Source organism: Rhizobium sp. 11_C7_N12_5, assembly GCF_051811145.1.
Lineage (GTDB): Bacteria > Pseudomonadota > Alphaproteobacteria > Rhizobiales > Rhizobiaceae > Rhizobium > Rhizobium lusitanum.
Map to the genome: position 1 here is coordinate 2223318 of NZ_JBPWPY010000001.1, position 22788 is coordinate 2246105.

General features: G+C 60.0%; 19 protein-coding genes, 1 tRNA gene and 1 pseudogene. 13 read left to right on the forward strand and 8 right to left on the reverse strand.

The window, feature by feature from the left end; translation table 11 throughout:
- Positions 1–4: 4 nt before the first annotated feature.
- The 3 genes and pseudogenes from AB8B29_RS10925 (at position 5) to AB8B29_RS10935 (ending at position 3755) form a co-directional block, all read left to right on the forward strand.
- Positions 5–823 carry a transglutaminase family protein gene (locus AB8B29_RS10925; RefSeq protein WP_037194967.1) on the forward strand — a complete coding sequence of 273 codons (819 nt, stop codon included), beginning with the start codon at positions 5–7 and terminating at the stop codon, positions 821–823.
- A gap of 211 nt (positions 824–1034) precedes the next feature.
- A pseudogene (gene plsY / locus AB8B29_RS10930) lies at positions 1035–1720 on the forward strand (glycerol-3-phosphate 1-O-acyltransferase PlsY).
- 181 nt (positions 1721–1901) lie between these two features.
- Positions 1902–3755, forward strand: coding sequence for an ABC transporter ATP-binding protein (locus tag AB8B29_RS10935; RefSeq protein ID WP_439006483.1), 1854 nt, complete (start codon positions 1902–1904; stop codon positions 3753–3755).
- 164 nt (positions 3756–3919) lie between these two features.
- On the opposite strand, the gene araD is transcribed toward AB8B29_RS10935, so the two are convergent.
- From araD to chvE, 6 genes are all read right to left on the reverse strand, one after another.
- Positions 3920–5665, reverse strand: a complete 1746-nt coding sequence (gene araD, locus AB8B29_RS10940; protein ID WP_047562535.1) for an L-arabinonate dehydratase — start codon at positions 5663–5665, stop codon at positions 3920–3922.
- Positions 5666–5728: 63 nt separating this feature from the next.
- Complete coding sequence (locus AB8B29_RS10945) at positions 5729–7162, reverse strand: aldehyde dehydrogenase family protein (RefSeq protein ID WP_439006484.1); 1434 nt, start codon at positions 7160–7162, stop codon at positions 5729–5731.
- 66 nt (positions 7163–7228) lie between these two features.
- Positions 7229–8227: an AraD1 family protein gene (gene araD1 / locus AB8B29_RS10950; protein WP_037195415.1), complete on the reverse strand. Its 999-nt coding sequence runs from the start codon at positions 8225–8227 to the stop codon at positions 7229–7231.
- A gap of 117 nt (positions 8228–8344) precedes the next feature.
- Positions 8345–9553 carry a multiple monosaccharide ABC transporter permease gene (gene mmsB / locus AB8B29_RS10955; RefSeq protein ID WP_092575856.1) on the reverse strand — a complete coding sequence of 403 codons (1209 nt, stop codon included), beginning with the start codon at positions 9551–9553 and terminating at the stop codon, positions 8345–8347.
- The gene (gene mmsA / locus AB8B29_RS10960) at positions 9550–11088 is read right to left on the reverse strand and encodes a multiple monosaccharide ABC transporter ATP-binding protein (protein ID WP_047638707.1); all 1539 of its coding nucleotides are present in this window, start codon (positions 11086–11088) and stop codon (positions 9550–9552) included. Before mmsA ends, mmsB begins: the two co-directional genes overlap by 4 nt.
- Before the next feature lie 105 nt (positions 11089–11193).
- Positions 11194–12258 (reverse strand): multiple monosaccharide ABC transporter substrate-binding protein, encoded by a 1065-nt coding sequence (chvE, locus tag AB8B29_RS10965; protein WP_047562528.1) that lies wholly within the window; start codon positions 12256–12258, stop codon positions 11194–11196.
- A 274-nt stretch (positions 12259–12532) separates the two neighbouring features.
- Between chvE and AB8B29_RS10970 the strand changes: the two genes are divergently transcribed.
- Together AB8B29_RS10970 and AB8B29_RS10975 are read left to right on the forward strand one after the other, a co-directional pair.
- A complete protein-coding gene (locus AB8B29_RS10970; RefSeq protein ID WP_037194984.1) occupies positions 12533–13540 on the forward strand; it encodes a LysR family transcriptional regulator in 1008 nt (335 codons plus the stop codon).
- Positions 13541–13619: 79 nt separating this feature from the next.
- Positions 13620–14081, forward strand: a complete 462-nt coding sequence (locus AB8B29_RS10975; RefSeq protein WP_113118481.1) for a hypothetical protein — start codon at positions 13620–13622, stop codon at positions 14079–14081.
- Here AB8B29_RS10975 and AB8B29_RS10980 read toward each other — a convergent pair whose 3' ends face one another.
- Positions 14082–14342 carry a hypothetical protein gene (locus tag AB8B29_RS10980; RefSeq protein ID WP_047638709.1) on the reverse strand — a complete coding sequence of 87 codons (261 nt, stop codon included), beginning with the start codon at positions 14340–14342 and terminating at the stop codon, positions 14082–14084.
- Positions 14343–14576: 234 nt separating this feature from the next.
- On the opposite strand from AB8B29_RS10980, the gene iolG reads away from it, so the two are divergent.
- From iolG to AB8B29_RS11000, 4 genes are all read left to right on the forward strand, one after another.
- Complete coding sequence (gene iolG / locus AB8B29_RS10985; RefSeq protein WP_113118480.1) at positions 14577–15569, forward strand: inositol 2-dehydrogenase; 993 nt, start codon at positions 14577–14579, stop codon at positions 15567–15569.
- 146 nt (positions 15570–15715) lie between these two features.
- Entirely contained in the window at positions 15716–16030 is a 315-nt protein-coding gene (locus AB8B29_RS10990; RefSeq protein WP_037194992.1) for an ArsR/SmtB family transcription factor, read from the forward strand.
- Entirely contained in the window at positions 16027–16383 is a 357-nt protein-coding gene (locus tag AB8B29_RS10995) for an SRPBCC family protein (RefSeq protein WP_113118479.1), read from the forward strand. Before AB8B29_RS10990 ends, AB8B29_RS10995 begins: the two co-directional genes overlap by 4 nt.
- Positions 16384–16430: 47 nt before the next feature.
- Positions 16431–17054 (forward strand): ATP-dependent Clp protease proteolytic subunit, encoded by a 624-nt coding sequence (locus AB8B29_RS11000; protein ID WP_037195000.1) that lies wholly within the window; start codon positions 16431–16433, stop codon positions 17052–17054.
- 59 nt (positions 17055–17113) lie between these two features.
- Here AB8B29_RS11000 and AB8B29_RS11005 read toward each other — a convergent pair whose 3' ends face one another.
- Entirely contained in the window at positions 17114–18355 is a 1242-nt protein-coding gene (locus AB8B29_RS11005) for an ROK family transcriptional regulator (protein ID WP_113118478.1), read from the reverse strand.
- 222 nt (positions 18356–18577) lie between these two features.
- Between AB8B29_RS11005 and xylF the strand changes: the two genes are divergently transcribed.
- From xylF to AB8B29_RS11025, 4 genes are all read left to right on the forward strand, one after another.
- Positions 18578–19618, forward strand: coding sequence for a D-xylose ABC transporter substrate-binding protein (gene xylF, locus AB8B29_RS11010; protein WP_047638714.1), 1041 nt, complete (start codon positions 18578–18580; stop codon positions 19616–19618).
- Between the two features lie 288 nt (positions 19619–19906).
- The gene (locus AB8B29_RS11015; protein ID WP_047562514.1) at positions 19907–21235 is read left to right on the forward strand and encodes a sugar ABC transporter permease; all 1329 of its coding nucleotides are present in this window, start codon (positions 19907–19909) and stop codon (positions 21233–21235) included.
- Between the two features lie 15 nt (positions 21236–21250).
- Positions 21251–22033 carry an ATP-binding cassette domain-containing protein gene (locus AB8B29_RS11020; protein WP_034503944.1) on the forward strand — a complete coding sequence of 261 codons (783 nt, stop codon included), beginning with the start codon at positions 21251–21253 and terminating at the stop codon, positions 22031–22033.
- Between the two features lie 163 nt (positions 22034–22196).
- Positions 22197–22273: transfer RNA gene (locus tag AB8B29_RS11025), tRNA-Arg, on the forward strand.
- The last annotated feature ends 515 nt before the right edge of the window (positions 22274–22788 follow it).

Below are 22788 nucleotides of genomic sequence, written 5' to 3' on the forward strand. Positions count from 1 at the left end.
CATTATGAAACTGACGATCAGCCACATCACGGAATATCGCTACGACGAACCGTCGCAGTTCTCGCTGCAGCGCCTGCGGCTGACGCCGCTGACCGGCATCGGCCAGACGGTCCATGACTGGAAGCTCACAGTGGAAGGCGCGCGTCCGGAAGTCGAATATGATGACCAGTTCGCCAATCGCGTAACGCTCGTCTCGCTCGACGGCGAGCAGGATTCGACCAGGATCGTCGCTACCGGCGAGATCGAAACGCAGGACGTGAACGGTGTTATCGGCCCGCATAGCGGCTTCGGCCCGCTCTGGCTCTTCCTGCGGGACACGCCGCGCACCAAGGCCGGCAAGCTGACGAAGGAGATGCTGCGAGGCATCTCCGGAGACAATGAACTCGGCAAGATGCACGCGCTGATGAGCGCAATTCATCAGACGGTCGAATACAAGCCCGGCACCAGCGACACCGAAACAACAGCCGAGCAGGCGCTGGAAAGCAAGAGCGGCGTCTGCCAGGACCACGCCCATATCTTCATCGCCGCCGCACGCGCATTGCGCATTCCGGCGCGCTATATTTCCGGCTATCTCATGATGGAAGGCAAGAACGAACAAGCCGCCACCCACGCCTGGGCCGAAGCGCATATTCCCGGCCTCGGCTGGGTCGGCTTCGACCCCGCCAACGACGTCTGCCCGGACGAACGCTACGTCCGCATAGCCACCGGCCTCTGCTACCGCGACGCCGCCCCCGTCTCCGGCATGCGCGTGGGCACGCCGGGCGAAAGCCTGACGGTGAAAGTAACGGTCGCGAGCCAGGGGCAGAGCCAAAGCCAGAGCTGATAGGGCGCAGTTCGGCTTGCGGAGAAAGCCTTGACGTGACTTCCATCCCGGTAGCCAAAGATCGCGCGATTCACCGAAAAATTTAGTTGCAGAATTCTCGATCCAATTGGGAGTTTCGCGGCGACGCTATCTCGGCTCGCAACCCACAGCGGTCGAAGTGGTAGACGACTACATGATGATTGCCTGATATTCGAGCGTCGAGGTCGATCCCATGATTTTCTGGTTGGCGAGTCTGGTTGGATTGGCGATCGCCTATCTCTTCGGTTCCATCCCCACGGGCTATCTGGCAGGGAGATTGCTGAAGGGCATCGATATCCGAGAGCATGGCTCTAAATCCACTGGAGCAACGAACGTGTTGCGAACCCTGGGGAAATGGCCTGCGTTGGCGGTGCTCCTGATGGATGTGCTGAAAGGTGCCGGGGCGATCCTCTTTGCCGGCTGGTTTTATCCTTGGCTTTATACGTTGCCTTCCGTCATGCCACCGGCAGCGCTCGATCTGCAAACCTGGGTGTGTTGGACTACCTGTCTGGCAGGACTCGCCGTGTTGTTAGGTCATGGCCGTTCGATTTGGTTGAATTTCACAGGCGGCAAATCCGTTGCGTCGGGGCTCGGCGTACTGCTCGCGATATCTTGGCCAGTGGGCTTAAGTGCTGTGATGGTTTTTGGCGTCGCGCTGGCTGCTTTTCGGATTGTTTCTCTTGGTTCGATCCTGGCAGCGCTGACCGCGATCGCCCTCATCTGCGCCTTGGAGCAACCGTCACCCATCGATTGCTGGTGATCGCAGGCGGCATTTACGTGATAGTCCGCCATCGTGCCAATATTCAGCGACTACTGGCAGGGAGGGAACCACGCCTGGGGCAAAGTAGCCCAGAATCGAAAACGGGATTGCAAATTTAGCGCACATTCTGGAACTGGCGAGATCGTCGGCCCAGGCGGCTTGCGACCCAAGGCGACTTGAAGTTGTCGCGAAAGTCCTGACCTTTGCTAAGATGTTCTAATTGAGATTGCAGCCGGAAGGTGATCCTATTCCTTCTAACTGAGTCCTCGCCCTCCTTTCCATTTAGAGCCCGAGCGAGCCATGTCGATTTCAGATGCGATCTACCGCCCCTTCGAAAGCCTGATCCGCCCGCTCGACATCCCCTATCGGCCGTTGCCGTCGAAGGGGCCGGTCGCCGTTCTCCTGCACTTCATCTCTATGTTTCGCGGCATCCTGATCACGCTCGCCCTCTGCACCATGGTGATTGAGGTCATGAGTCTGACGATAGTCTGGGGCCTGTCTGTTATCGTCGACGGCGTCACGCAGCAGGGCGCTGTCGCCTTCCTGCACAACGACCGGATGCTGCTGATCCTCCTTGGCCTGATGCTTTTCCCCTGCATCCCGATTGGCTCTTTCCTCGTCAATACGCTGAACTCGCATACGCTTGGCATCGGCATGCCGGCCGCCATTCAATGGCAGGGCCACAGGGCGGTGGAGCGGCAGGACCTCGCGTTCTTCCACGATCTCTATGCCGGCCAGGTCGCCTCGCGCCTGCAGCAGGTAGCGTCAGCCGTGCAGCAGCAGGTGATCTCAGCATTCCAGTCCATCCCGCGCTTTATCATGCAGATGGTTGGCTCCGTCATTCTCCTGAGCGCGCTCTCCTGGCAGCTCGCCCTGCCGACCATCGTCTGGATCACGCTCAACGTCCTGCTCGCCGTCAGGCTGGCGCCTGTCTTCACCGAGCGCTCGCGCCGCTCCGCCAAGCGCCGCAGTCTGATTTCCGGCGCCATCACTGATGTCTACGCCAATATGCAGATGGTGAAACAATTTGCCGCCGAAGACAGCGAGGCCGGCGCTATCCGCGGCATCATCGGTAAGGCCATCGAAGCGCAGCAAAGTGAGCAGCGCATCTATCGCATCTCGGAGGTCATCGTCGTTATTCTCAACATGATGCACTGGCTGGCAATCCTGTGGATCGGCTTCACCGGGCTCGTCGATGGTTTCGTCACGATCGGCGAGTTCACTGCCGCTGTTTATGTCCTCAACCGCTTCTCCGGTCACACATTTACATTCCTGCAGATGGGCCAGCAGATCTTCCAGGCGATCGGCACAATCAAGGACGCCATGCCGGTCATGACGACACCACCCACCATCACCGACGGGTCGGACGCACAGGACCTTGTCGTCCCGAACGGCGAAATCCGCTTCGACCAAGTTCGTTTCGCCTACAAATCTGGCAAGCCCGTCATCGACGACCTTTCGCTGACGGTGCGGCCGGGCGAAAAGGTGGGCCTCGTTGGCCTTTCCGGAGCTGGCAAGACGACGCTCGCAAACCTGCTTCTGCGCTTCTACGATATCAAGGACGGCGCGATCCGGATCGACGGGCAGGATATCCGGGCGGTGACGCAAGCAAGCCTTCGCCGCTCGATCGGCGTGATAGCCCAGGACGTCGCGCTGCTGCACCGTTCCGTCGGTGACAATATCCGCTACGGCCGGCCGGAGGCGACGCAGGAAGAGATCGAAAGGGTCACGAAGATGGCGAGCGCCGACGGCTTCATCGTCGATCTTGCCGACAGCGAGGGCCGCAAGGGCTATGACGCCTTCGTCGGTGACCGCGGCATCAAGCTCTCCGGTGGTCAGCGGCAGCGCGTAGCGATCGCCCGCGTTTTGCTGAAAGACGCGCCGATCCTCGTGCTCGACGAGGCGACCTCCGCCCTCGACAGCGAATCCGAGGCCGCCATCCAAGAAAAACTCAACCTCGTGATGGAGGGAAAGACGGTGATTGCCATAGCACATCGCCTTTCGACCATTGCCATGATGGATCGGATAGTCGTGCTCGACCAGGGTCGTGTCCTGGAAGAAGGTAGGCCGGACGAACTGGTCGAGCAGGATGGCTTGTTTGCCCGCCTGTGGAAACGCCAGACAGGCGGCTTTATCCCTGAAGAAATTAGCTAGCTATGCTTTCGCTGCGAAACTCCCAATCTACGCAACAAAATCACCACCTTTGAAAGCCCGACATTTCCTGTCGCAAAACTCAAAGTTATGCGACAGGAAATATTCCACATATCAAAAAGGGGCGGAACTTGCGTCCCGCCCCTCCCAAATTCCAAACAGCAATCTCAGTGACTGTCGCGATTGTTCGGGATTTCCGAGCCGCGTGCGCCAACCAGGAAGTCCAGGTCAGCGCCGGTATCGGCCTGCATGACGGTCTTCACATAGAGGCCGCCGTAGCCGCCGGTGAGCGGCTTGACCGGGGAGACCCAGGCAGCGCGGCGCTTGGCCAGTTCTTCGTCGGAAACCTCGAGCTGGATCGTGCGGGCCGGCACGTCGACCGATATCAAGTCGCCGTTCTGAACCAACGCCAGAGGTCCGCCATCGGCGGCTTCCGGAGCTGTGTGCAGGATGACCGTGCCGTAGGCGGTGCCGGACATGCGCGCATCGGAAATGCGGATCATGTCGGTGATCCCCTTTTTCAGCACCTTCGGCGGCAGGCCCATGTTGCCGACTTCGGCCATCCCCGGGTAACCCTTCGGGCCGCAATATTTCAGCACCATGATGCAATTCTCGTCGATATCGAGATCGTCGCGGTTGATGCGGGCGTGGTAGTCCTCGATGCTTTCGAAGACCACGGCGCGGCCCTTGTGCTGCATCAGATGCGGCGAAGCAGCGGATGGCTTCAGCACCGCACCCTTCGGCGCGAGATTGCCGCGCAGAACCGCGATACCTCCCGATTGCGTCAGCGCCTTTTCTCTGGGAACGATGACATCGTCATTGTAGTTGACGACATCCTTGACGCCGGCCCAGATCGTATCGCCGGTGACGGTGATGGCGTCCTTATGCAGCAGGCCCATGTCGCCAACCGCCTTGATGACGACGGGCAGGCCGCCGGCATAGTAGAACTCTTCCATCAGATGCTTACCCGAGGGCTGCAGGTTGACGATGGTCGGCACTTCGCGGCCCAGGCGATCCCAGTCGTCGAGCGACAGGTCGACACCGATGCGGCCAGCGAGCGCCAGAAGGTGCAGCACCGCATTGGTCGAACCGCCGACGGCACCGTTGACGCGGATGGCGTTCTCGAAGGCTTCCTTGGTCAGGATGTCGGAAGGCTTCAGGTCCTCCTTGACCATGTCGACGATGCGACGGCCCGAAAGCTGCGAAATGACGCGACGGCGGGCATCGACCGCCGGGATGGCGGCATTGCCAGGCAGCGTCATGCCGAGCGCTTCGGCCATCGACGCCATGGTCGAGGCCGTGCCCATGGTCATGCAGCTGCCGGCCGAGCGGGCCATGCCCTGCTCCGCGTCCATGAATTCCTCCAGCGACATCTCGCCGGACTTGACCATTTCCGAGAACTGCCAGACCGCCGTGCCGGAGCCGACATCCTTGCCGCGCCATTTGCCGTTCAGCATCGGCCCGCCGGAAACGAGGATGACCGGGATATCGACGGAAGCCGCACCCATCAAGAGGCTCGGTGTGGTCTTGTCGCAGCCGCCGAGCAGCACGACGCCATCGACCGGATTGCCGCGGATCGCCTCTTCGACGTCCATGGCCGCGAGGTTGCGGAACATCATCGCCGTCGGCCTCAGCGTGCTTTCGCCGACGGAGAAAACCGGAAATTCGACCGGGAAGCCACCGGCTTCATAGACGCCGCGCTTCACGCGCTCGGCAAGATCGCGTAAGTGCGCGTTGCAGGGCGTCAGCTCCGACCAGGTATTACAGATGCCGATGATCGGACGGCCGTCGAAGGTGTCGGCCGGCAGGCCCTGGTTCTTCATCCACGAGCGATGCATGATCGCGTTCTTGCCGGTGCCGCCGAACCAGTCATAGGAGCGCAGTCGGCGCGGCCATTCAGCTTTTTTCTTCATAGTCTTGGTACCTTTTGCGTCGCCCGGGCCGCCTCGTTCGCGCCCGGGCTTTGAAGTCGGCGGTCAAGCCAGCGTGTAGGCGGTCTTGACCGTGGTGAAGAACTCGGCGGCATATTTGCCCTGTTCGCGCGGACCGAAGGACGAGCCCTTGCGGCCGCCGAACGGCACATGGAAATCGACGCCCGCCGTCGGCAGGTTGACCATCACCATGCCGGCTTCGGCATTGCGCTTGAAATGCGTTGCGTATTTCAGGCTTGTCGTTGCGATGCCGGAAGACAGGCCGAATGGCGTGTCGTTGGCAACGGCAAGCGCTTCCTCGTAATTCTTCACCCGGATAACCGAGGCGACCGGCCCGAAGATCTCTTCGCGGCTGATGCGCATCTGGTTCGTCGCTTCCGTAAACAGCGTTGGCTGCAAGTAGAAGCCGGGCGTGTCGCGGCTGATAAGCTCGCCGCCGAAGGCGAGCTTGGCGCCTTCTTGTTTGCCGATCTCGATATAGTCGGTGTCGGTCTTCAGCTGCTTGGCATCGACGACCGGGCCGATATGCGTGCCGGCCTTGGTGGCGTTGTCGACATTCAGCGTCTTCAGCTTCTCCGTCAGCGCCGCCACGAACTTGTCGTGAATGCCCTCGGTGACGATCAGGCGCGACGAGGCCGTGCAGCGCTGGCCGGTCGAGAAGAAGGCGGAGTTGCCGGCCGCCTCGACGGCAACCGTGAGGTCCGCATCGTCAAGCACGACCATCGGGTTCTTGCCGCCCATTTCGAGCTGGTACTTGCGGCCGTGCTCGACGGAGGCGAGTGCCACGCGCTTGCCCGTGCCGACCGAACCGGTGAAGGTGATACCGGAGAGAACCGGGCTATCCAGCATCGCCTGGCCGACGACCGAGCCCTTGCCCATGACGAGGTTCAAGACCCCCTTCGGCAAGCCGGCGCGATGAAGGATATCGACGATAGCCCAGGAGCAGCCGGGGACGAGATCGGCCGGCTTGAAGACGATGGTGTTGCCGTAGCAGAGCGCCGGCGCGATCTTCCATGCCGGAATGGCGATCGGGAAATTCCAGGGCGTGATGATGCCGATGACGCCGAGCGGCTCGCGGGTGATCTCGACGCCGATATTCGGGCGAACGGAGGGAAGCACCTCGCCCGCAAGACGCAGCGCCTCGCCGGCAAAGAAATCGAAGATCTGCGCGGCGCGAATCGTCTCGCCGATCGCCTCGGGCAAGGTCTTGCCTTCTTCGCGGGCGAGCAGCGCGCCGAGTTCGTCCTTGCGCGCAAGGATCTCGTCGCTGGTTTTTCTCAGGATGGAGTGGCGCTCGAGAATGCCGGAGCGCGACCAAGCCGAAAACGCTGCCTTCGCGGCGGCGATGGCATCGGCGACATCCTGAACGCTGGCGCTGGCATAGAGGCCGACGACCTCGTTGGTGTCTGACGGATTGATGTTTTCGGCGCCGGTCGTGCCGGTCCACTCGCCGGCGATCAGATTCTGATGAATGGTCATGGCTTCATGCCTTCCTAGATCGTGTTAGAGATGCCCGGCCGATCCTTTGCGGCCAGGCTCGACGACTTACAGCTGGCGAACAGCCACATTCTCTTCGGCGGCAACCGCGAGCGGATTGCGCAGCGGCAGGCCAAATTCGGCGACTTCGATTTCGAACACATCGCCCGCCTCCGGCTTGATGCCCTCGGCAAAGGAGAGTGTCGCAGTGCCGAACATGTGCACATGCACATCGCCGGGGGTGCGGAACAGGCCGTACTTGAAGTGATGATATTCGAGATTTGCGAACGTGTGCGACATGTTCGCCTCCCCCGAAAGGAAGGGCTTTTCGAAGATCACCTTGTCGCCGCGCTTGATGCGCGACGTGCCGCGGATATCTTCAGGCGCTGCACCGATGCGGATTTCCGGCCCGAAGCTCGCCGGGCGCAGCTTGGAATGGGCAAGATAGAGATAATTGATCCGCTCGGTAACGTGATCGGAAAATTCGTTCGAGAGCGCAAAGCCGATGCGGAACGGCGTGCCGTCCTTGGCGATGATGTAGATGCCAGCCATTTCAGGCTCTTCGCCGCCGTCAAGCGCGAAGGACGGAGATACGAGTGCAGCGCCCGGCGCAGCGGCACCATAGCCATTGCCCTTGTAGAACCATTCCGGCTGCACGCCCTTCTCGCCGGCTTTCGGCTTGCCGCCCTCGATGCCCATTTTGAACATCTTCATGGAGTCGGTCAGCGTCTCCTCAGCGGCTTCGGTCGTCTTCTTGTGCATGGAGTCGCGGGTGGCGGCCGAGCCGAGATGCGTGAGACCGGTGCCCGTCAGATGCAGGTGGGCAGCGTCGGGATGGGTGATCGGCGCCAGGAAGCGACCTTCGGCATAGGCTTTTTCCAGATCGATCGTCTCGCCGAAGCCATGTGCTTCAATGACGGAGACAAGCGACTTGCCGCTATCGGCAGCTTCCATTGCCAGTGCGTAGACGCTGCCGGCATTGGCGACAGCCTTGGCAGCATCGCCCGGCCCGTTGCGGACCGCAACGACGATCTCGCCGTTCGAACCCTTGATCTGCGAGATGAGCATATCTTTCATCCTTTCCTATCAGACAGAGAACGGATGCAATTTACCGTTCCGGCTCTCAGCGAGAGCCGGACTCTGTCATGGATTTGGTTTTAAAGTTTCGGCCGGTCGCTTAAGCGATCAGCCCTTGTTCTTGTTGTAGACGTCAATGAACACGGCAGCGAGCAGGACGGCGCCCTTGATCATCTTCTGCGAGTCCGTCTGGTAGCCAAGGATCGACATGCCCTGGTTCAAGACACCCATGATCAATGCACCGATGACGGCACCCGTTACCTTGCCGACGCCGCCGGAAGCCGAGGCACCGCCGATGAAGCAGGCCGCGATCACGTCGAGCTCGAGACCGTCACCGCCCTTGGCCGTTGCCGAGTTCAGGCGCGTAGCGATGATAATACCGGCGATGCTGGCAAGAATGCCCATGTTGATGAAGGTGTAGAACGTCAGGCGGCGGGTATCGATACCCGAAAGCTTCGTCGCCTTCTCATTGCCGCCCATGGCATAGATGCGACGGCCGATCGTGGTGCGCTGTGTGGCGAAGGCGTAGAGCGCGATCAGCAGCAGCATGAGGATCAGAACATTCGGCAATCCTCTGTAAGAGGAAATCTGGTAGCCGATGAAGATGGCCGCAGCTGCAACCACCAGATTCTGGCCGACAAAGAAGCTGAATGGCTCGACATCGATACCGTGCTGCTCATTCACGCTGCGGCGACGCCACGACAGAAAGAACATGACAATCGGGATGGCGACAGTCAGCAAAATCGACGTGGAGTGGATGCCGCCCATATCGGCGAAGTCGGGAATAAAGCCGGTTGCGACGATCTGGAATGCCGGCGGAAACGGACCGATGCTGCTGCCGTTGCCGGTCGTGTTGATGATCGTGTAGGTCAAGCCACGGAAAACCAGCATGCCCGAAAGCGTCACGATGAATGACGGAATACGGTGATAGGCGATGAAATATCCATGCCAGGCACCGACCGCGGCCCCCATCAAAAGACAAATGACCGTCGCAAGTGCAAGATTCATATGCATCTGCACGACAAGCACACCGGCCACGGCGCCGACGAAACCGACCACGGAGCCGACGGACAAGTCGATGTGACCCGCCACGATGACCAGCAGCATGCCGAGCGCCATGATGACGATGAACGAATTTTGCAGCACGATGTTGGTCAGGTTTTGCGGCCTGAACAGAACGCCATTCGTGAGATATTGGAACAGCAGCATGATGACGACGAGCGCGATCAGCATGCCGTATTCGCGAATATTGTTGCGGATATGGTCGCCGATGGAAACGACGTGGCTGCTTTCCGTGGCTGGGTTGGCCGAACTCATTGATGCTTCTCCCCTGAGCGCATGATAGCGCGCATGATACTCTCCTGGCTCGCCTCTGCCTTTGGCAGTTCGGCGACGATGCGACCCTCGTTCATGACGTAGATGCGATCGCAAGTACCGAGAAGCTCGGGCATTTCCGATGAGATCATCAGAACGCCCTTTCCGTCGGCGGCAAGCTGGTTGATGATGGAATAGATTTCGTATTTTGCGCCGACGTCGATGCCGCGCGTAGGCTCATCGAGTATCAGGACGTCCGGATCGGAGAACAGCCACTTCGACAGCACCACCTTCTGCTGGTTGCCACCGGAAAGGTTGCCCGCCTCCTGGAACACGCCGGCCGAGCGAATGCGCAGCTTGGAGCGATAGTTCGTCGCCACCTGCAGCTCCCGCACATCGTCGATGACGGTCGCCTTGGACACGCCAAGCAGATTGGCAAGCGTCGTATTGTGGAGAATGCTGTTCGACAGAACCAGACCAAGTTGCTTGCGGTCCTCGGTCACATAGGCAAGACCGGCATCAATCGCCTTCCGCACCGTGCTGGTATCAACCAGCTTGCCTTCGAGGAAGACTTCGCCGCTGACCTTGTGGCCATAGGATCTGCCGAAGACGCTCATGGCGAATTCGGTGCGTCCCGCACCCATCAGGCCAGCGATGCCGACCACTTCGCCCTTGCGCACATGGACATTGATGTCGTGCAGGATCTGGCGGTCGCGATGCTGTTGATGGAAGGCATTCCAGTTCTTCACTTCGAAGATGGTCTCACCAATCGGAACCGAGCGAGGCGGATAGCGGTCGGCCAGCTCGCGTCCGACCATGTTGCGGATGATGATATCTTCGCTGATCTCTTCTTCGTGACAGTTCAGCGTCTTTACCGTCATGCCGTCGCGCAGCACCGTGATCTCGTCGGCCACCTTGCGCACTTCATTGAGCTTGTGCGTGATGATGATCGAGGTGATGCCCTGATTGCGGAACTCGATCAGGAGATTAAGGAGCGCATCGGAATCGCTTTCGTTTAGCGATGCCGTTGGCTCATCGAGAATGAGCAGCTTGACGCTCTTCGAGAGGGCTTTGGCGATCTCGACGAGCTGCTGCTTGCCGACGCCGATGTCGGTCACGAGCGTGTTCGGAGATTCCTTGAGACCTACCTTGGCAAGGAGCTTTTTGGTGCGGGTGAAGGTTTCCTGCCAATTGATCATGCCATTGGCGACGACTTCATTGCCCAGGAAAATGTTTTCGGCAATCGACAGCAACGGCACGAGCGCCAGCTCTTGATGGATGATGATGATGCCGATCTCTTCGGAGTCCTTGATGGTCTTGAACTGCCGAACCGCGCCGTCATAGTAGATGTCGCCGTCATAGGTCCCGGCCGGGTAGACGCCCGAAAGCACCTTCATCAGGGTGGACTTGCCTGCCCCATTTTCACCGACAAGGGCATGAATTTCGCCCTGGCGGACCTTCAGATTGACATTTTCCAAGGCGTTCACACCGGGGAACGACTTGGTGATTGTCCGCATTTCGAGGATGGTATTGTCCATTGTCTATATCCAACGCCGCGATCCAACATAGCAGACCGGGCGACCGTCTTAAATATCAGAGTCAGGGCTCGCGTTTCCGCAAGCCCTGACCGGTATATCGGAAAATTACTTCAGCTGATCAGCCTTGTAGTAACCGCCCTCGACGAGAACCTTTTCATAGTTGGTCTTGTCGACTGCAACCGGAGTCAGCAGGTAGGACGGAACAACCTTGACACCGTTGTCGTAGGTCTTGGTGTCGTTGACTTCAGGCGTCTTGCCTTCCATCAGAGCGTTGACCATGCCGACGGTGACCTTTGCGAGGTCACGGGTGTCCTTGAAGATCGTGGAGTGCTGCTCGCCAGCGATGATGGACTTGACCGAAGGAATTTCGGAGTCCTGGCCGGTAACGATAGGCAGTTTCACGCCACCAGTGCCGTAGCCAACGCCCTTGAGCGAAGACAGGATGCCGATGGAGAGACCGTCATAAGGCGACAGAACGGCGTCCACATGCGAATCGGTGTAGTAAGCCGACAGCAGGTTATCCATACGAGCCTGGGCCGTTGCCGGATCCCAACGCAGCGTGCCGACCTTGTCCATCCCCATCTGACCGGACTTCACGACCAGCTTGCCGCTGTCGATGTAAGGCTTCAGAACCGACATCGCGCCGTCATAGAAGAAGAAGGCGTTGTTGTCGTCCGGCGAACCGCCGAAGAGCTCGATGTTGAACGGGCCCTTGCCGTCCTTGAGGCCGAGGGCGTCGACGATCGAGCCAGCCTGAAGAACGCCGACCTTGAAGTTGTCGAACGTAGCATAGTAGTCGACATTGCCGCTATTGCGGATCAGGCGGTCATAGGCGATGACCTTGATGCCGGCATCATGAGCCTTCTGCAGAACGTCAGACAGCGTGGTGCCGTCGATCGAAGCAATGACGAGGACCTTGTCGCCCTTCGTAACCATGTTTTCGATCTGCGAGAGCTGGTTCGGAATGTCGTCGTCGCCATACTGCAGGTCGGTGCCGTAACCGGCAGCCTGAAGCTGCTTGACGATGTTGTTGCCGTCATCGATCCAGCGAGCCGAAGCTTTGGTCGGCATCGCGATGCCGACGGTGCCCTTGTCTGCCGCGAAGGCAGGCGTGACCAGCGTAGCGACGCCGAGCGCAACGCCGGTCATCAATGAGATAATGGATTTCATTACTCTCTCCCTTGTTAATAGTGTGGCGGACGAAAAAACGCCCGCCCGAAACTGCGGCAGGTTCCGTAGAAGGAATGGTTTACTTCTAATTGTGAGAAACGAAGTAGGTCTCCTCCACGCTCTCACGTGTTATGAGCTGCAACCAGCGCACGATCGGCAAACTCGTACGATTTCGTATAACTGTCAAATAGAATAACTGGCAAAACACATATCAAGTTTGGTATAATGTTAAAAAATAGTACTTTTTTGCCGACGAATGGGAAATTTGGCCGCCATGGAGAAAATATATAACGACTATTTGAGCGATGGCATTGAGATTCATTCCGACAATTTTCGCGACGACACGCTGCTGAAAGCCGGTCTGAAGCTCAATCACCTGCGCATGATCGTCACGATCGAGGACCACGGGCAGATTTCCGCCGCCGCTGAGTCTATGAACATGTCACAACCTGCGGCTTCGCGCATGCTGTCCGAAATGGAGTCGATTGTCAAAAGTCCTCTCTATGAGCGCGTCGCCCGCGGCGTCGTGTTGACGCCCTTCGGCCTTGCATTGGCAAAGCGGGCACGCAAGATCCTGCTCGAACTGCGTGAGGCGGGCCGGGAGATCGGCGCATTGCGCACCGGCAAGGGCGGCTCCGTTTTCCTCGGCGCCGTCACGGCCCCGGCGATCAGCCTTGTTGTGCCGGCGATCCAGCGCGTCACGCGCACCTATCCCGGTATCGAGATCAATATCGAGGTGGAAAACAGCAACGTGCTCGCTCGCGAGCTGCTGGCCGCCCGTCACGATTTCATCATCAGCCGTATTCCTGACGATCTCAATCCGCGCCTGTTCACGGCGCATGAGATCGGCATCGAAAAGGCCTGCCTCGTGGTCCGCAACGGGCATCCGTTGCTTGCAAAGGGCGTCGCCAGCCTGGAGGACCTTGCGGCTTATGATTGGGTCTTCCAGCCGCCGGGCACATTGCTCCGCCGCAAGGTGGAGGACATCTTCCTTGCCGCCGGCGTGCCCCTGCCAGAAAACATCATCAACACATCCTCGCTGCTGCTGACCCTTGCCGTAGTCTGCAAGACGGAGGCCATCACTCCCATAGCGCTCGATATGGCGCAATTCATCTGCGGACAATCATCGCAGGCCGGCGAATCCTGCATCCTGCCGATCGATTTCGATATCGATGTGAAGCCTTACAGCCTCATCACCGCCCGCGAGCGCGCCATGCCGCCGAGCGCCAGGCTGCTGCACGATATGATCCTGGAAGAGAGCCGGAACCTCGCGCTGATATAAGGCGCACCTGGAATGCGACCGCTACTTCATAAGCTCCACGCCAACTTCCAGCGTTATGGACGTTGGCGTGGAGGCCCGCATGCTGTTCAAGCAATCATTGTTTCAATCCGTTCTCGATCGCCTCGATTCAGAAGAGGACCTTTCCGAGAATGAAGAGGCCGGGCATCGCATCCGCGGCCTCAATGTGAGCTTTGCCGCAACCGTTCCCGGCGGCGAAACGCCTGAGGCATCCCATCTCGACGAGGCCTATCGCGACAATCTTGGCGAGCCGATCATCCCGCCGGAGCCGGCACCCACACCGAGAGAGCCGGAGCCGCCTGTCATGCCGAAGCATCTCGCGCGGACCTCGCGGGAAGAAGTGGCGGCGGAACTGGCAATCACTTCCGACAGCACCCTCCAGTCCCTGCATGAAAAACGCCGCAGCTTCGCCAAGGCCAACCACCCCGACAGTGTGGCCGCCCTCTTCCGGGAGCAGGCAACGGCCCGCATGACGCTCGCCAATCAGCTGATCGATGAAGCCATACGCCGCCTCACGCGATGATCACTTCTTGTCGTCCGCCGACGTGTCGTCTTCGCCCGTATCGTCCTGCAGCGGCGCTTCGACATTCGCAGCGGGTGGCTGCGGCTTGAAATTCAAGAGCAGCATCCAGGCCGCATAGGCACCAAGCGCGCCGGAAAGAAGGGCCCAGAAAGGCTGCGAACCAAGGGTCTCGACGATTGCCCAGCCAAAACAGACAGCAACGATCAGGATCCGCACCCAAAGCGGCTTGTAGATGGGGTGGCTGGGGTCGATCAGTTGCATGAGTCTCGTTCGCCTGTTCAAGGAGACTTGTCTTTAGCGCATCATCGGGAAAACTGTGAAGCGGTTTGAATAAAATAAGCTGGTCTCGGCAAATTCCGGACAAGCCGATATGGCATGATGATTTTCGGAATTGTGAAGGACAGGCGGCTTGACGTCGCCTTCGGAAAATGGAATGAAAATTCCATATAGATCATTATTCGGCTCATTTGTTCCGAATCCAGGGAGGTAAAAAAAATGACTGTCAGATTTGGCCTGCTCGGCGCAGGACGCATTGGTAAAGTACATGCGAAAGCCGTGAGCGCCGACGCCAATGCCAAGCTCGTGGCTGTCGCGGATGCGTTTCCGGCGGCCGCGGAAGCGATCTCCGCGGCCTATGGCTGCGAAGTGCGCACCATCGAGGCGATCGAAGCCGCTAAGGACATCGACGCTGTCGTGATCTGCACGCCGACCGATACCCACGCCGATCTCATCGAACGCTTTTCCCGCGCCGGCAAGGCGGTCTTCTGCGAAAAGCCGATCGATCTCGACGTTGCCCGGGTCAAGGCCTGCATCAAGGTTGTCGATGAGGTCAAGGGTAAGCTGATGGTCGGCTTCAACCGCCGCTTCGATCCGCATTTCATGGCGGTCAAAAAGGCGATCGACGACGGCCGCATCGGCATCGTGGAGATGGTGACGATCACCTCGCGCGACCCGGGCGCCCCGCCCGTCGACTATATCAAGCGCTCCGGCGGCATTTTCCGCGACATGACCATCCACGATTTCGACATGGCCCGCTTCCTGCTCGGCGAAGAGCCGGTGGCCGTTACCGCAACCGCCGCCGTGCTGGTCGACAAGGCAATCGGCGAAGCCGGCGACTACGACAGCGTTTCCGTCATCCTGCAGACTGCATCGGGCAAACAGGCCATCATCTCCAACTCCCGGCGCGCCACCTACGGCTACGATCAGCGCATCGAGATCCACGGCTCGAAGGGAATGGTCGCCGCCGAAAACCAGCGCCCCTTCTCCATCGAAGTCGCCAACGGTGACGGCTACACCCGCCCGCCGCTGCATGATTTCTTCATGACCCGCTATACCGAAGCCTATGCCAACGAAATCGCCAGCTTCATCGCCGCCGTCGAAAAGGGCGGCGCCATCACGCCTTCGGGCGCCGACGGCCTCGCAGCCCTGACGCTCGCCGACGCCGCGCTGCAATCCGTTAAAGAAGGCCGGCTGGTGAAGATCGGCTGAGCGACGGCTCGGCCTCGATCAAAGTATGAATACATTGCAAAAGCCCGTCGCAAATCGTTTGCGGCGGGCTTTTGCAATGAGCCCGCCTGCAGGAGCCCGAGCGAATAGTTCTTGCGAATCAGATAAGTGTATGCTTATCTGTCAGCATGATCGAAAATGAGATATTCCGAGCCTTGGCCGACCCGACCCGCCGCGCGATCTTCGAGAAGCTGGCGGCAGGCGGCATGAACGCCAGCGCCTTGCGCGAGGGTATGGAGATCAGCCAGCCGGCAATGTCTCAGCACCTCTCTGTTCTTCGCAGCGCCGGGCTTATCAGAGAAGAACGACAGGGGCGCTTCGTGAATTACGAGGTCGATCCGGAAGGGCTGGCGCTCATCGCGCAATGGCTGGCGAAGTACCGCGCCTATTGGCCCGCTCGCATCGAAGCTCTCAAGGTCTTGCTGAAGGATATGGATCAATGAACGACGTGAAGACCAAAAACCACAAGGACGGCATCGAGCTCGAATACGACTTCGACGAGCCGCCGCAGAAGGTCTGGCGCGCGATCAGCATTCCGGAGTTTCGGGAAAGCTGGCTTCCGAGCGACGCATTGGCCGATCCCGAGGCGACGTCGGTCACACCCGGTCAGGAAGTTCGCTACAGGATGAGGGACAATGCCCCGCCATTCCTTGAAAGCACCGTGACGTTCACGGTCACCCCGAACGCATCAGGCGGAACCATCTTGCGGATCATCCACAAGCTTACCGACGCAAGGTTCGACCGGATGACGGATACAGCCGCAAACAATAACGGCCCGCTTATGCTCGCCGCCTGACGCGGCGACGCCCCCACACCATAAGTCAACAAGATTGGAGTTCGCCGATGCGCGAAGCGATGCAACTCGTCCCTATGGTCGTTGAGCAGTCAAACAGTGGAGAGCGCTCTTTCGACATCTATTCCCGGCTGCTGCGCGAAAGAATCATCTTTCTCAACGGCGAGGTCAACGATACCGTCTCTGCCCTCGTCTGCGCGCAATTGCTGTTTCTCGAAGCGGAAAGCCCGAAGAAGCCGATCAGTCTCTACATCAATTCGCCGGGCGGTGTCGTGACCAGCGGCCTCGCAATGTATGACACCATGCGCTATATCCGCGCGCCGGTGCATACGCTCTGCATGGGGACTGCCCGCTCGATGGGTTCATTCCTGCTGATGGCTGGCGAGCCTGGCCAGAGGGCCGCCTTACGCAATGCCAGCGTCCACATCCACCAGCCGTTGGGCGGCTTCCAGGGGCAGGCTTCGGACATGTTGATCCATGCCGAGGAAATCAGGCGCACCAAGCATCGCATGACCCGGCTCTATGCCGAGCATTGCGGACGCTCTTACGAAGAATTCGAGCGCGCCATGGACCGCGATAACTTCATGACCACGGAGCAAGCACTCGAATGGGGATTGATTGATCGAATTCTGGATATTCGCGAGGAAGATCGAGACCTTGGCACACCGGGTTGATCTGAAGGCCTCAGCCCGACAGGATGCCCATTCCGTTTCTGGGCTGCTTTATTCCCTGCTCAACCAGCCTGGCCGCGCAGCTCCACGACGGAAGCTCCCCTCCTCACCACATCGTTGTCGATGATCGAAAGGGCGCGGTTCAAATGCCCTTCGAAAACCAGCGTTTGCTCGTCGGCAATGACGCGCAGCTCCGGCATGCCCTCCATGCGCACGACATGCGACTCCGCCAACCCCTCCTCTATGCCTTCGATCAGCAGGTCGTGGTAGCGCACCCCCGGGCCGGTGATGACGATCGGCATGTGCTCATGCAGGCTCAGCACCCGCGAAAGGCCGTTGCCGAGTGCCAGCCCTGCCTGTCGAAAGGCCAGTTGGTTGCGGCGCCCGCCGTGTCGTGCGCTGGCCGAGATCTTGTCCAGCTCCGCGATGGGAACGAACTTTGCCGGGATGGTATCGAGCGGCACGTCGAAGGCCGTGCGCAGCATGGCATAAAAACCCGCATAGGCCTCGATGCAGCCGCGCGCGCCACAGCGACAGAGGCCGCCGCTAGGCACATGCATCATATGCCCGAAATTCGGCGCCGATATATGATGACCGCCTTCTTCATCGCGGCGCACGATGCCGAGACCGATGCTGTGGCCCAGCGACAATGCCGCCAATGCCCGGAAATCGGAACCCTTCCGGTTTTCCTCCTGCCGTCCGAGCGCCGAGGCGACGAGCAGGGTCTCGTTGCCGAGGATGATCTTCGCCGGCCATTCATCGCGAAGCATGGCTGCAAAATCGATCTCGTCACGCCCGAAGATCGGCGACCAGCGCAGCACTGGCTCGGAGGCATCGACAAGCCCTTTGCTGCTGATCGAAATCATCAGGACCTTGTCGCGAGACAGCTGTGAACGCGCAACGATTCGGCTCAATGCGTCGCGCAGGCCGGCCACGAACGAACCGACGCCGGAACCCTCCTGCGGCCGGTCCTCGGTGAAACGGTCGATCAGCCGTCCGCTATAGTCGACGAGCGAATATTGCACGGCATCCGAGGAGATGACCACGACGATGAGATAGCCGCAATCGCGCCGTTGCGAGAACAGCACGCGCGGCCGTCCACGACCGCTGGCCGCCTGCTGCTCGGCCTTCTCGATGATCTGCGCCCGCTCCAGATCCGCTGTTATGACCGATACGGTCGCAGACGAAAGCTTCGTGAAATCAGAAAGTTCGGTATGGGCGAGCGGGCCGTGCCGGCGCAGCGCCGACAGCACCAAGGCGCTGTTCCTTTGACGGACCAATTCGGTGCTCGATTTGGCCAACATCGTCAAGCCTCCCGCTCATTCCACCCTCCCCTCCGCATCTCCCGATGGCTCTTCCGGATGGCCGATGAAACCTGGCAGTGCGGGTGTTGACAGTTGAAAAAATCTCTGACACTAAATTTCTCGACTGTCGAGAAAAAAATCCAAGCCTTTTCTCGTCAGCGATATCGCGGCGGCCAACGGGAGTTCAGGACACGTGCGGTCGCATTCACTCGGGAGGATAATATGAAAGCTTTTATCAAGCTGGCTGCGGGCGCGGCCATCGTTTTGACCATGCAGACGGCTGCCTTCGCCAAGGATCTCGTCGTTGGCGTTTCCTGGTCCAACTTCCAGGAAGAGCGTTGGAAGACCGACGAAGCCGCCATCAAGAAGGCGCTTGCAGCAGCGGGCGCGAAGTATATCTCCGCTGACGCCCAGTCTTCCGCTTCCAAGCAGCTGACCGACGTCGAATCCCTGATTTCCCAGGGCGCCAACGCTCTCATCATTCTCGCTCAGGACTCCGACGCCATCGGTCCGGCCGTTGAAAAGGCCGCCGACGAAGGCATTCCGGTCGTCGGTTACGACCGCCTGATCGAAAATCCCGCAGCGTTCTACATCACCTTCGACAACAAGGAAGTGGGCCGCATGCAGGCTCGCGAAGTCCTGAAAGCCAAGCCGGAAGGCAACTACGTGTTCATCAAGGGCTCGTCATCCGACCCGAATGCCGACTTCCTCTTCTCCGGTCAGATCGAAGTGCTGAAGCCAGCCATCGACGCCGGCAAGATCAAGAACGTCGGCGAAGCCTATACGGACGGCTGGCTGCCGCAGAACGCGCAGCGCAACATGGAACAGTTCCTGACCGCCAACAACAACAAGGTTGACGCGGTCGTCGCCTCCAACGACGGCACCGCCGGCGGCGCTGTCGCCGCTCTCGACGCCCAGGGCCTCGCCGGCTCCGTACCGGTTTCCGGCCAGGACGCCGACAAGGCAGCCCTGAACCGCATCGCGCTCGGCACGCAGACGGTTTCCATCTGGAAAGACTCGCGTGAACTCGGCAAGCGCGCCGCTGAAATCGCCCTGTCTCTTGCCGGTGGCAAGACCCAGGACCAGATCGACGGCGTCCAGACCTTCAACGGCGGCCCGAAGCACGTGCCGATGAAGTCGGTGTTCCTGACCCCGGTCGCAATCACCAAGGACAATCTGAACGTCGTCATCGACGCCGGCTGGATCTCCAAGGCTGAAGCTTGCCAGGGCGTCAAGGCCGGCGCCGTCGCGGCCTGCAAGTAAGCCGTCCTTGAACGACTGACCCATCGACATACCGACGCCGCAGCGGCATCCCGTTGCGGCGTCGAATGCGGATTGGAAGCCGACAACTCCCCCTTGCAGTTGGAGACGGAGCTTCCCGCAGCGTGCTGCGCCATCGCACACCTCTTGGCCTGCCGGATGGCGGTCATCGGGTCCGGACGAAGTCCGGCTGGACAGGCGATGATGCATTTTTTTGAGATTGGCGCGGTTGCCAGCGATAGCCCAGCATGCATCGCAGGCCGCGCCCGATAGAGGGAGAACGGCAAAGCGATGGCCGACATGACACAGTCCACCACATCGAGCGGCCCCCGGAGCGCAGATGCCGGCCCAATCACCCGCTTCCTGCGGGCCACGGAAATCGATACCCGCCTGCTCGGTATGATCGGAGCGCTGCTGATCATCTGGATCGGCTTCGATCTTTACCTGCGGATATTCGACGGCCGCGAATTCCTGACCGCCAGAAACCTTTGGAACCTCTCGGTGCAGACCTGCGAAATCGCGGTTCTCGCCACCGGCATGGTACTGGTCATCGTTACACGCAACATCGACCTGTCAGTTGGCTCGGTGCTTGGCTTCGTTGCCATGATCATGGGCGTCATGCAGGCCAAATGGCTGCCGCAATATCTAGGCTTCGACAGTTCATGGACCTGGATCATCACGCTCATCTGCGGCCTGGTGATCGGTACGGCGATCGGCGCCTTCCAGGGCGGGATCATCGCCTTCATGAATGTCCCCTCCTTCATCGTCACGCTCGGCGGCCTTCTCGTCTGGCGCGGCCTTGCCTGGTACGTCACCAGCGGCCAAACCGTTGCGCCGATGGACTCCACCTTCGTCATCATGGGCGGCAGCGGTGCCACCGGCTCGATCGGCGCCACCTGGAGCTGGGTCGTCGGTGTGCTTGCCTGCGTGATGATCGTCGCCAGCATCGTCGGCTCGCGCCGCCAGAGGAAGCGCTTCGGCTTTCCGCGCCGCCCGCTCTGGGCGGAATATTTCCTGGGCTGCCTCGGTTCGGTCTTGGTGCTCGGCACCATCTATCTCTTCAACAGCTATAACTGGCCCGTTGGCATCGCCAAGCGCTACGCCACGGAACACAATATTACCTGGCCGGAAGCGGGCCTCGACATTCCCTACGGCATCGCCGTTCCGGTTCTCATCGCCGTGCTCATCGGCATCGTCATGACCTTCATCGCCACGCGCCTGCGCTTCGGCCGCTATGTCTTCGCGATCGGCGGCAATCCGGAAGCGGCCGAGCTTGCCGGCATCAAGACCCGCTGGGTCATCGTCAAGATCTTCGCGCTGATGGGCCTACTCGCCGCCGTCGCCGCCGCGATCTCGACAGCCCGCCTGAATTCGGCTGTCAACTCGCAGGGCACCACCTACGAACTCTTCACCATCGCCGCCGCCGTCATCGGCGGCACGTCGCTTGCCGGCGGTAGCGGCACGGTCGCCGGCGCCATGCTCGGCGCGCTGGTCATGCAATCGCTGCAATCGGGCATGGGCCTCGCCAATGTCGATACGCCAATTCAGAACGTCGTCGTCGGCATAGTCCTGGTGGTCGCCGTCTGGCTCGATATCGTCTACCGCTCGCGCGCCAAGTAAAAGGAATTCTGAACCATGACGGATCAAACCACTCCGCTTGTGGAAATGAAGAACATTTCCATCTCCTTCGGCGGCATTCACGCGGTCGACAATGCCTCGGTGGACCTCTACCCCGGCGAAGTCGTGGCGCTCCTCGGCCATAACGGCGCCGGCAAGTCGACGCTGATCAAGATTCTCTCCGGCGCCTATAAGCGCGACAGCGGCGATATCCTGATCAACGGCGAACCCGTCGATATCCGCACCCCGCGCGACGCCAAGAAATACGGCATCGAGACGATCTACCAGACGCTGGCTGTCGCCGACAATGTCGACGCCGCCGCCAACCTCTATCTCGGCCGCGAGCTGCAGACCCGCTGGGGCACGCTCGACGACGTCGCCATGGAAGCCAAGGCCCGCGAAGTGATGGGGCGCCTCAACCCCAATTTCAAGCGCTTCAAGGAGCCGGTGAAGGCGCTCTCCGGCGGCCAGCGCCAGTCGGTGGCGATCGCCCGCGCCATCCTCTTCGACGCCCGCATCCTGATCATGGACGAGCCGACCGCGGCACTCGGCCCCCAGGAGACGGCACAGGTCGGCGAGCTGATCAAGCAGCTGAAGAAGGAAGGCATCGGCATCTTCCTCATCAGCCACGACATCCATGACGTGTTCGACCTCGCCGACCGCGTCTCGGTCATGAAGAACGGCCAGGTCGTCGGCCACGCCCGCACCGAAGACGTCACCAAGGACGAAGTGCTCGGCATGATCATCCTCGGCAAGGTTCCGCCAAAAGCCATCCCCGGCCCCGGCGCGATGCGCGAATAGGCCGAAACCGCCACCCACAACACAAGGCCGCGCGCCAAAAGCCCGCGGCCTTTCTCATTCAAAACCGCCGATATGCGCTTTCCTGAATTTTCCGCATTGAAGCCAAACGCTTCCTAGGCTAAGAACCAGCCATCGGACAGGCGATTCAACCCGCCTCAGGCATGCACCCGTAGCTCAGCTGGATAGAGTGTTGGATTCCGATTCCAAAGGTCACAGGTTCGAATCCTGTCGGGTGCGCCATATTCCGCCGATTCCACGCTATTATACGCGATTACCACCTGTTATGCGCTGGACGGGACATGCAGTGCCAAACTTCCCCGCTGTGGCGCGGCGCGACCTTTGGCGCAGATCGGCGTTAGCTTTGGCACGGCAAAACTGAATCAATACCCGCTCACCTCGACTCTTAAAAAAAAGCAGATAGTCTCTCCTGAGTTGTTGGAGAACCTCTATGCGTGCATTGCTCCTCCTGATCATGATCCTGCTTACAGGTTGTCAAACGTCCGAACAAATGGCTGCCCGTAAAGCTCGCATCGACGCGGCCGAGGATGCTCAATGTAGGTCATGGGGAGCGAAACCGGGGTCGTCGGACTATCTGCATTGCCGAGAGAACCTGAACGCTCAGGATGGCGCGAGGAGACAAGCTGCTCTCGCATATCTGGCGAGCCGTCAAACAGCGACGCCTCAACCATACTATATACCCACGCCAGCTGCGCCACGTCCGACTTACATCCCAATGCGGCCGACGTCCTGCAGTT

Coding starts and splice junctions, on each gene's coding strand:
- AB8B29_RS10925 (WP_037194967.1), top strand. CDS start 5: ATGAAACTGACGATCAGCCACATCACGGAATATCGCTACGACGAACCG.
- AB8B29_RS10935 (WP_439006483.1), top strand. CDS start 1,902: ATGTCGATTTCAGATGCGATCTACCGCCCCTTCGAAAGCCTGATCCGC.
- araD (WP_047562535.1), bottom strand. CDS start 5,665: ATGAAGAAAAAAGCTGAATGGCCGCGCCGACTGCGCTCCTATGACTGG.
- AB8B29_RS10945 (WP_439006484.1), bottom strand. CDS start 7,162: ATGACCATTCATCAGAATCTGATCGCCGGCGAGTGGACCGGCACGACC.
- araD1 (WP_037195415.1), bottom strand. CDS start 8,227: ATGCTCATCTCGCAGATCAAGGGTTCGAACGGCGAGATCGTCGTTGCG.
- mmsB (WP_092575856.1), bottom strand. CDS start 9,553: ATGAGTTCGGCCAACCCAGCCACGGAAAGCAGCCACGTCGTTTCCATC.
- mmsA (WP_047638707.1), bottom strand. CDS start 11,088: ATGGACAATACCATCCTCGAAATGCGGACAATCACCAAGTCGTTCCCC.
- chvE (WP_047562528.1), bottom strand. CDS start 12,258: ATGAAATCCATTATCTCATTGATGACCGGCGTTGCGCTCGGCGTCGCT.
- AB8B29_RS10970 (WP_037194984.1), top strand. CDS start 12,533: ATGGAGAAAATATATAACGACTATTTGAGCGATGGCATTGAGATTCAT.
- AB8B29_RS10975 (WP_113118481.1), top strand. CDS start 13,620: ATGCTGTTCAAGCAATCATTGTTTCAATCCGTTCTCGATCGCCTCGAT.
- AB8B29_RS10980 (WP_047638709.1), bottom strand. CDS start 14,342: ATGCAACTGATCGACCCCAGCCACCCCATCTACAAGCCGCTTTGGGTG.
- iolG (WP_113118480.1), top strand. CDS start 14,577: ATGACTGTCAGATTTGGCCTGCTCGGCGCAGGACGCATTGGTAAAGTA.
- AB8B29_RS10990 (WP_037194992.1), top strand. CDS start 15,716: ATGATCGAAAATGAGATATTCCGAGCCTTGGCCGACCCGACCCGCCGC.
- AB8B29_RS10995 (WP_113118479.1), top strand. CDS start 16,027: ATGAACGACGTGAAGACCAAAAACCACAAGGACGGCATCGAGCTCGAA.
- AB8B29_RS11000 (WP_037195000.1), top strand. CDS start 16,431: ATGCGCGAAGCGATGCAACTCGTCCCTATGGTCGTTGAGCAGTCAAAC.
- AB8B29_RS11005 (WP_113118478.1), bottom strand. CDS start 18,355: ATGTTGGCCAAATCGAGCACCGAATTGGTCCGTCAAAGGAACAGCGCC.
- xylF (WP_047638714.1), top strand. CDS start 18,578: ATGAAAGCTTTTATCAAGCTGGCTGCGGGCGCGGCCATCGTTTTGACC.
- AB8B29_RS11015 (WP_047562514.1), top strand. CDS start 19,907: ATGGCCGACATGACACAGTCCACCACATCGAGCGGCCCCCGGAGCGCA.
- AB8B29_RS11020 (WP_034503944.1), top strand. CDS start 21,251: ATGACGGATCAAACCACTCCGCTTGTGGAAATGAAGAACATTTCCATC.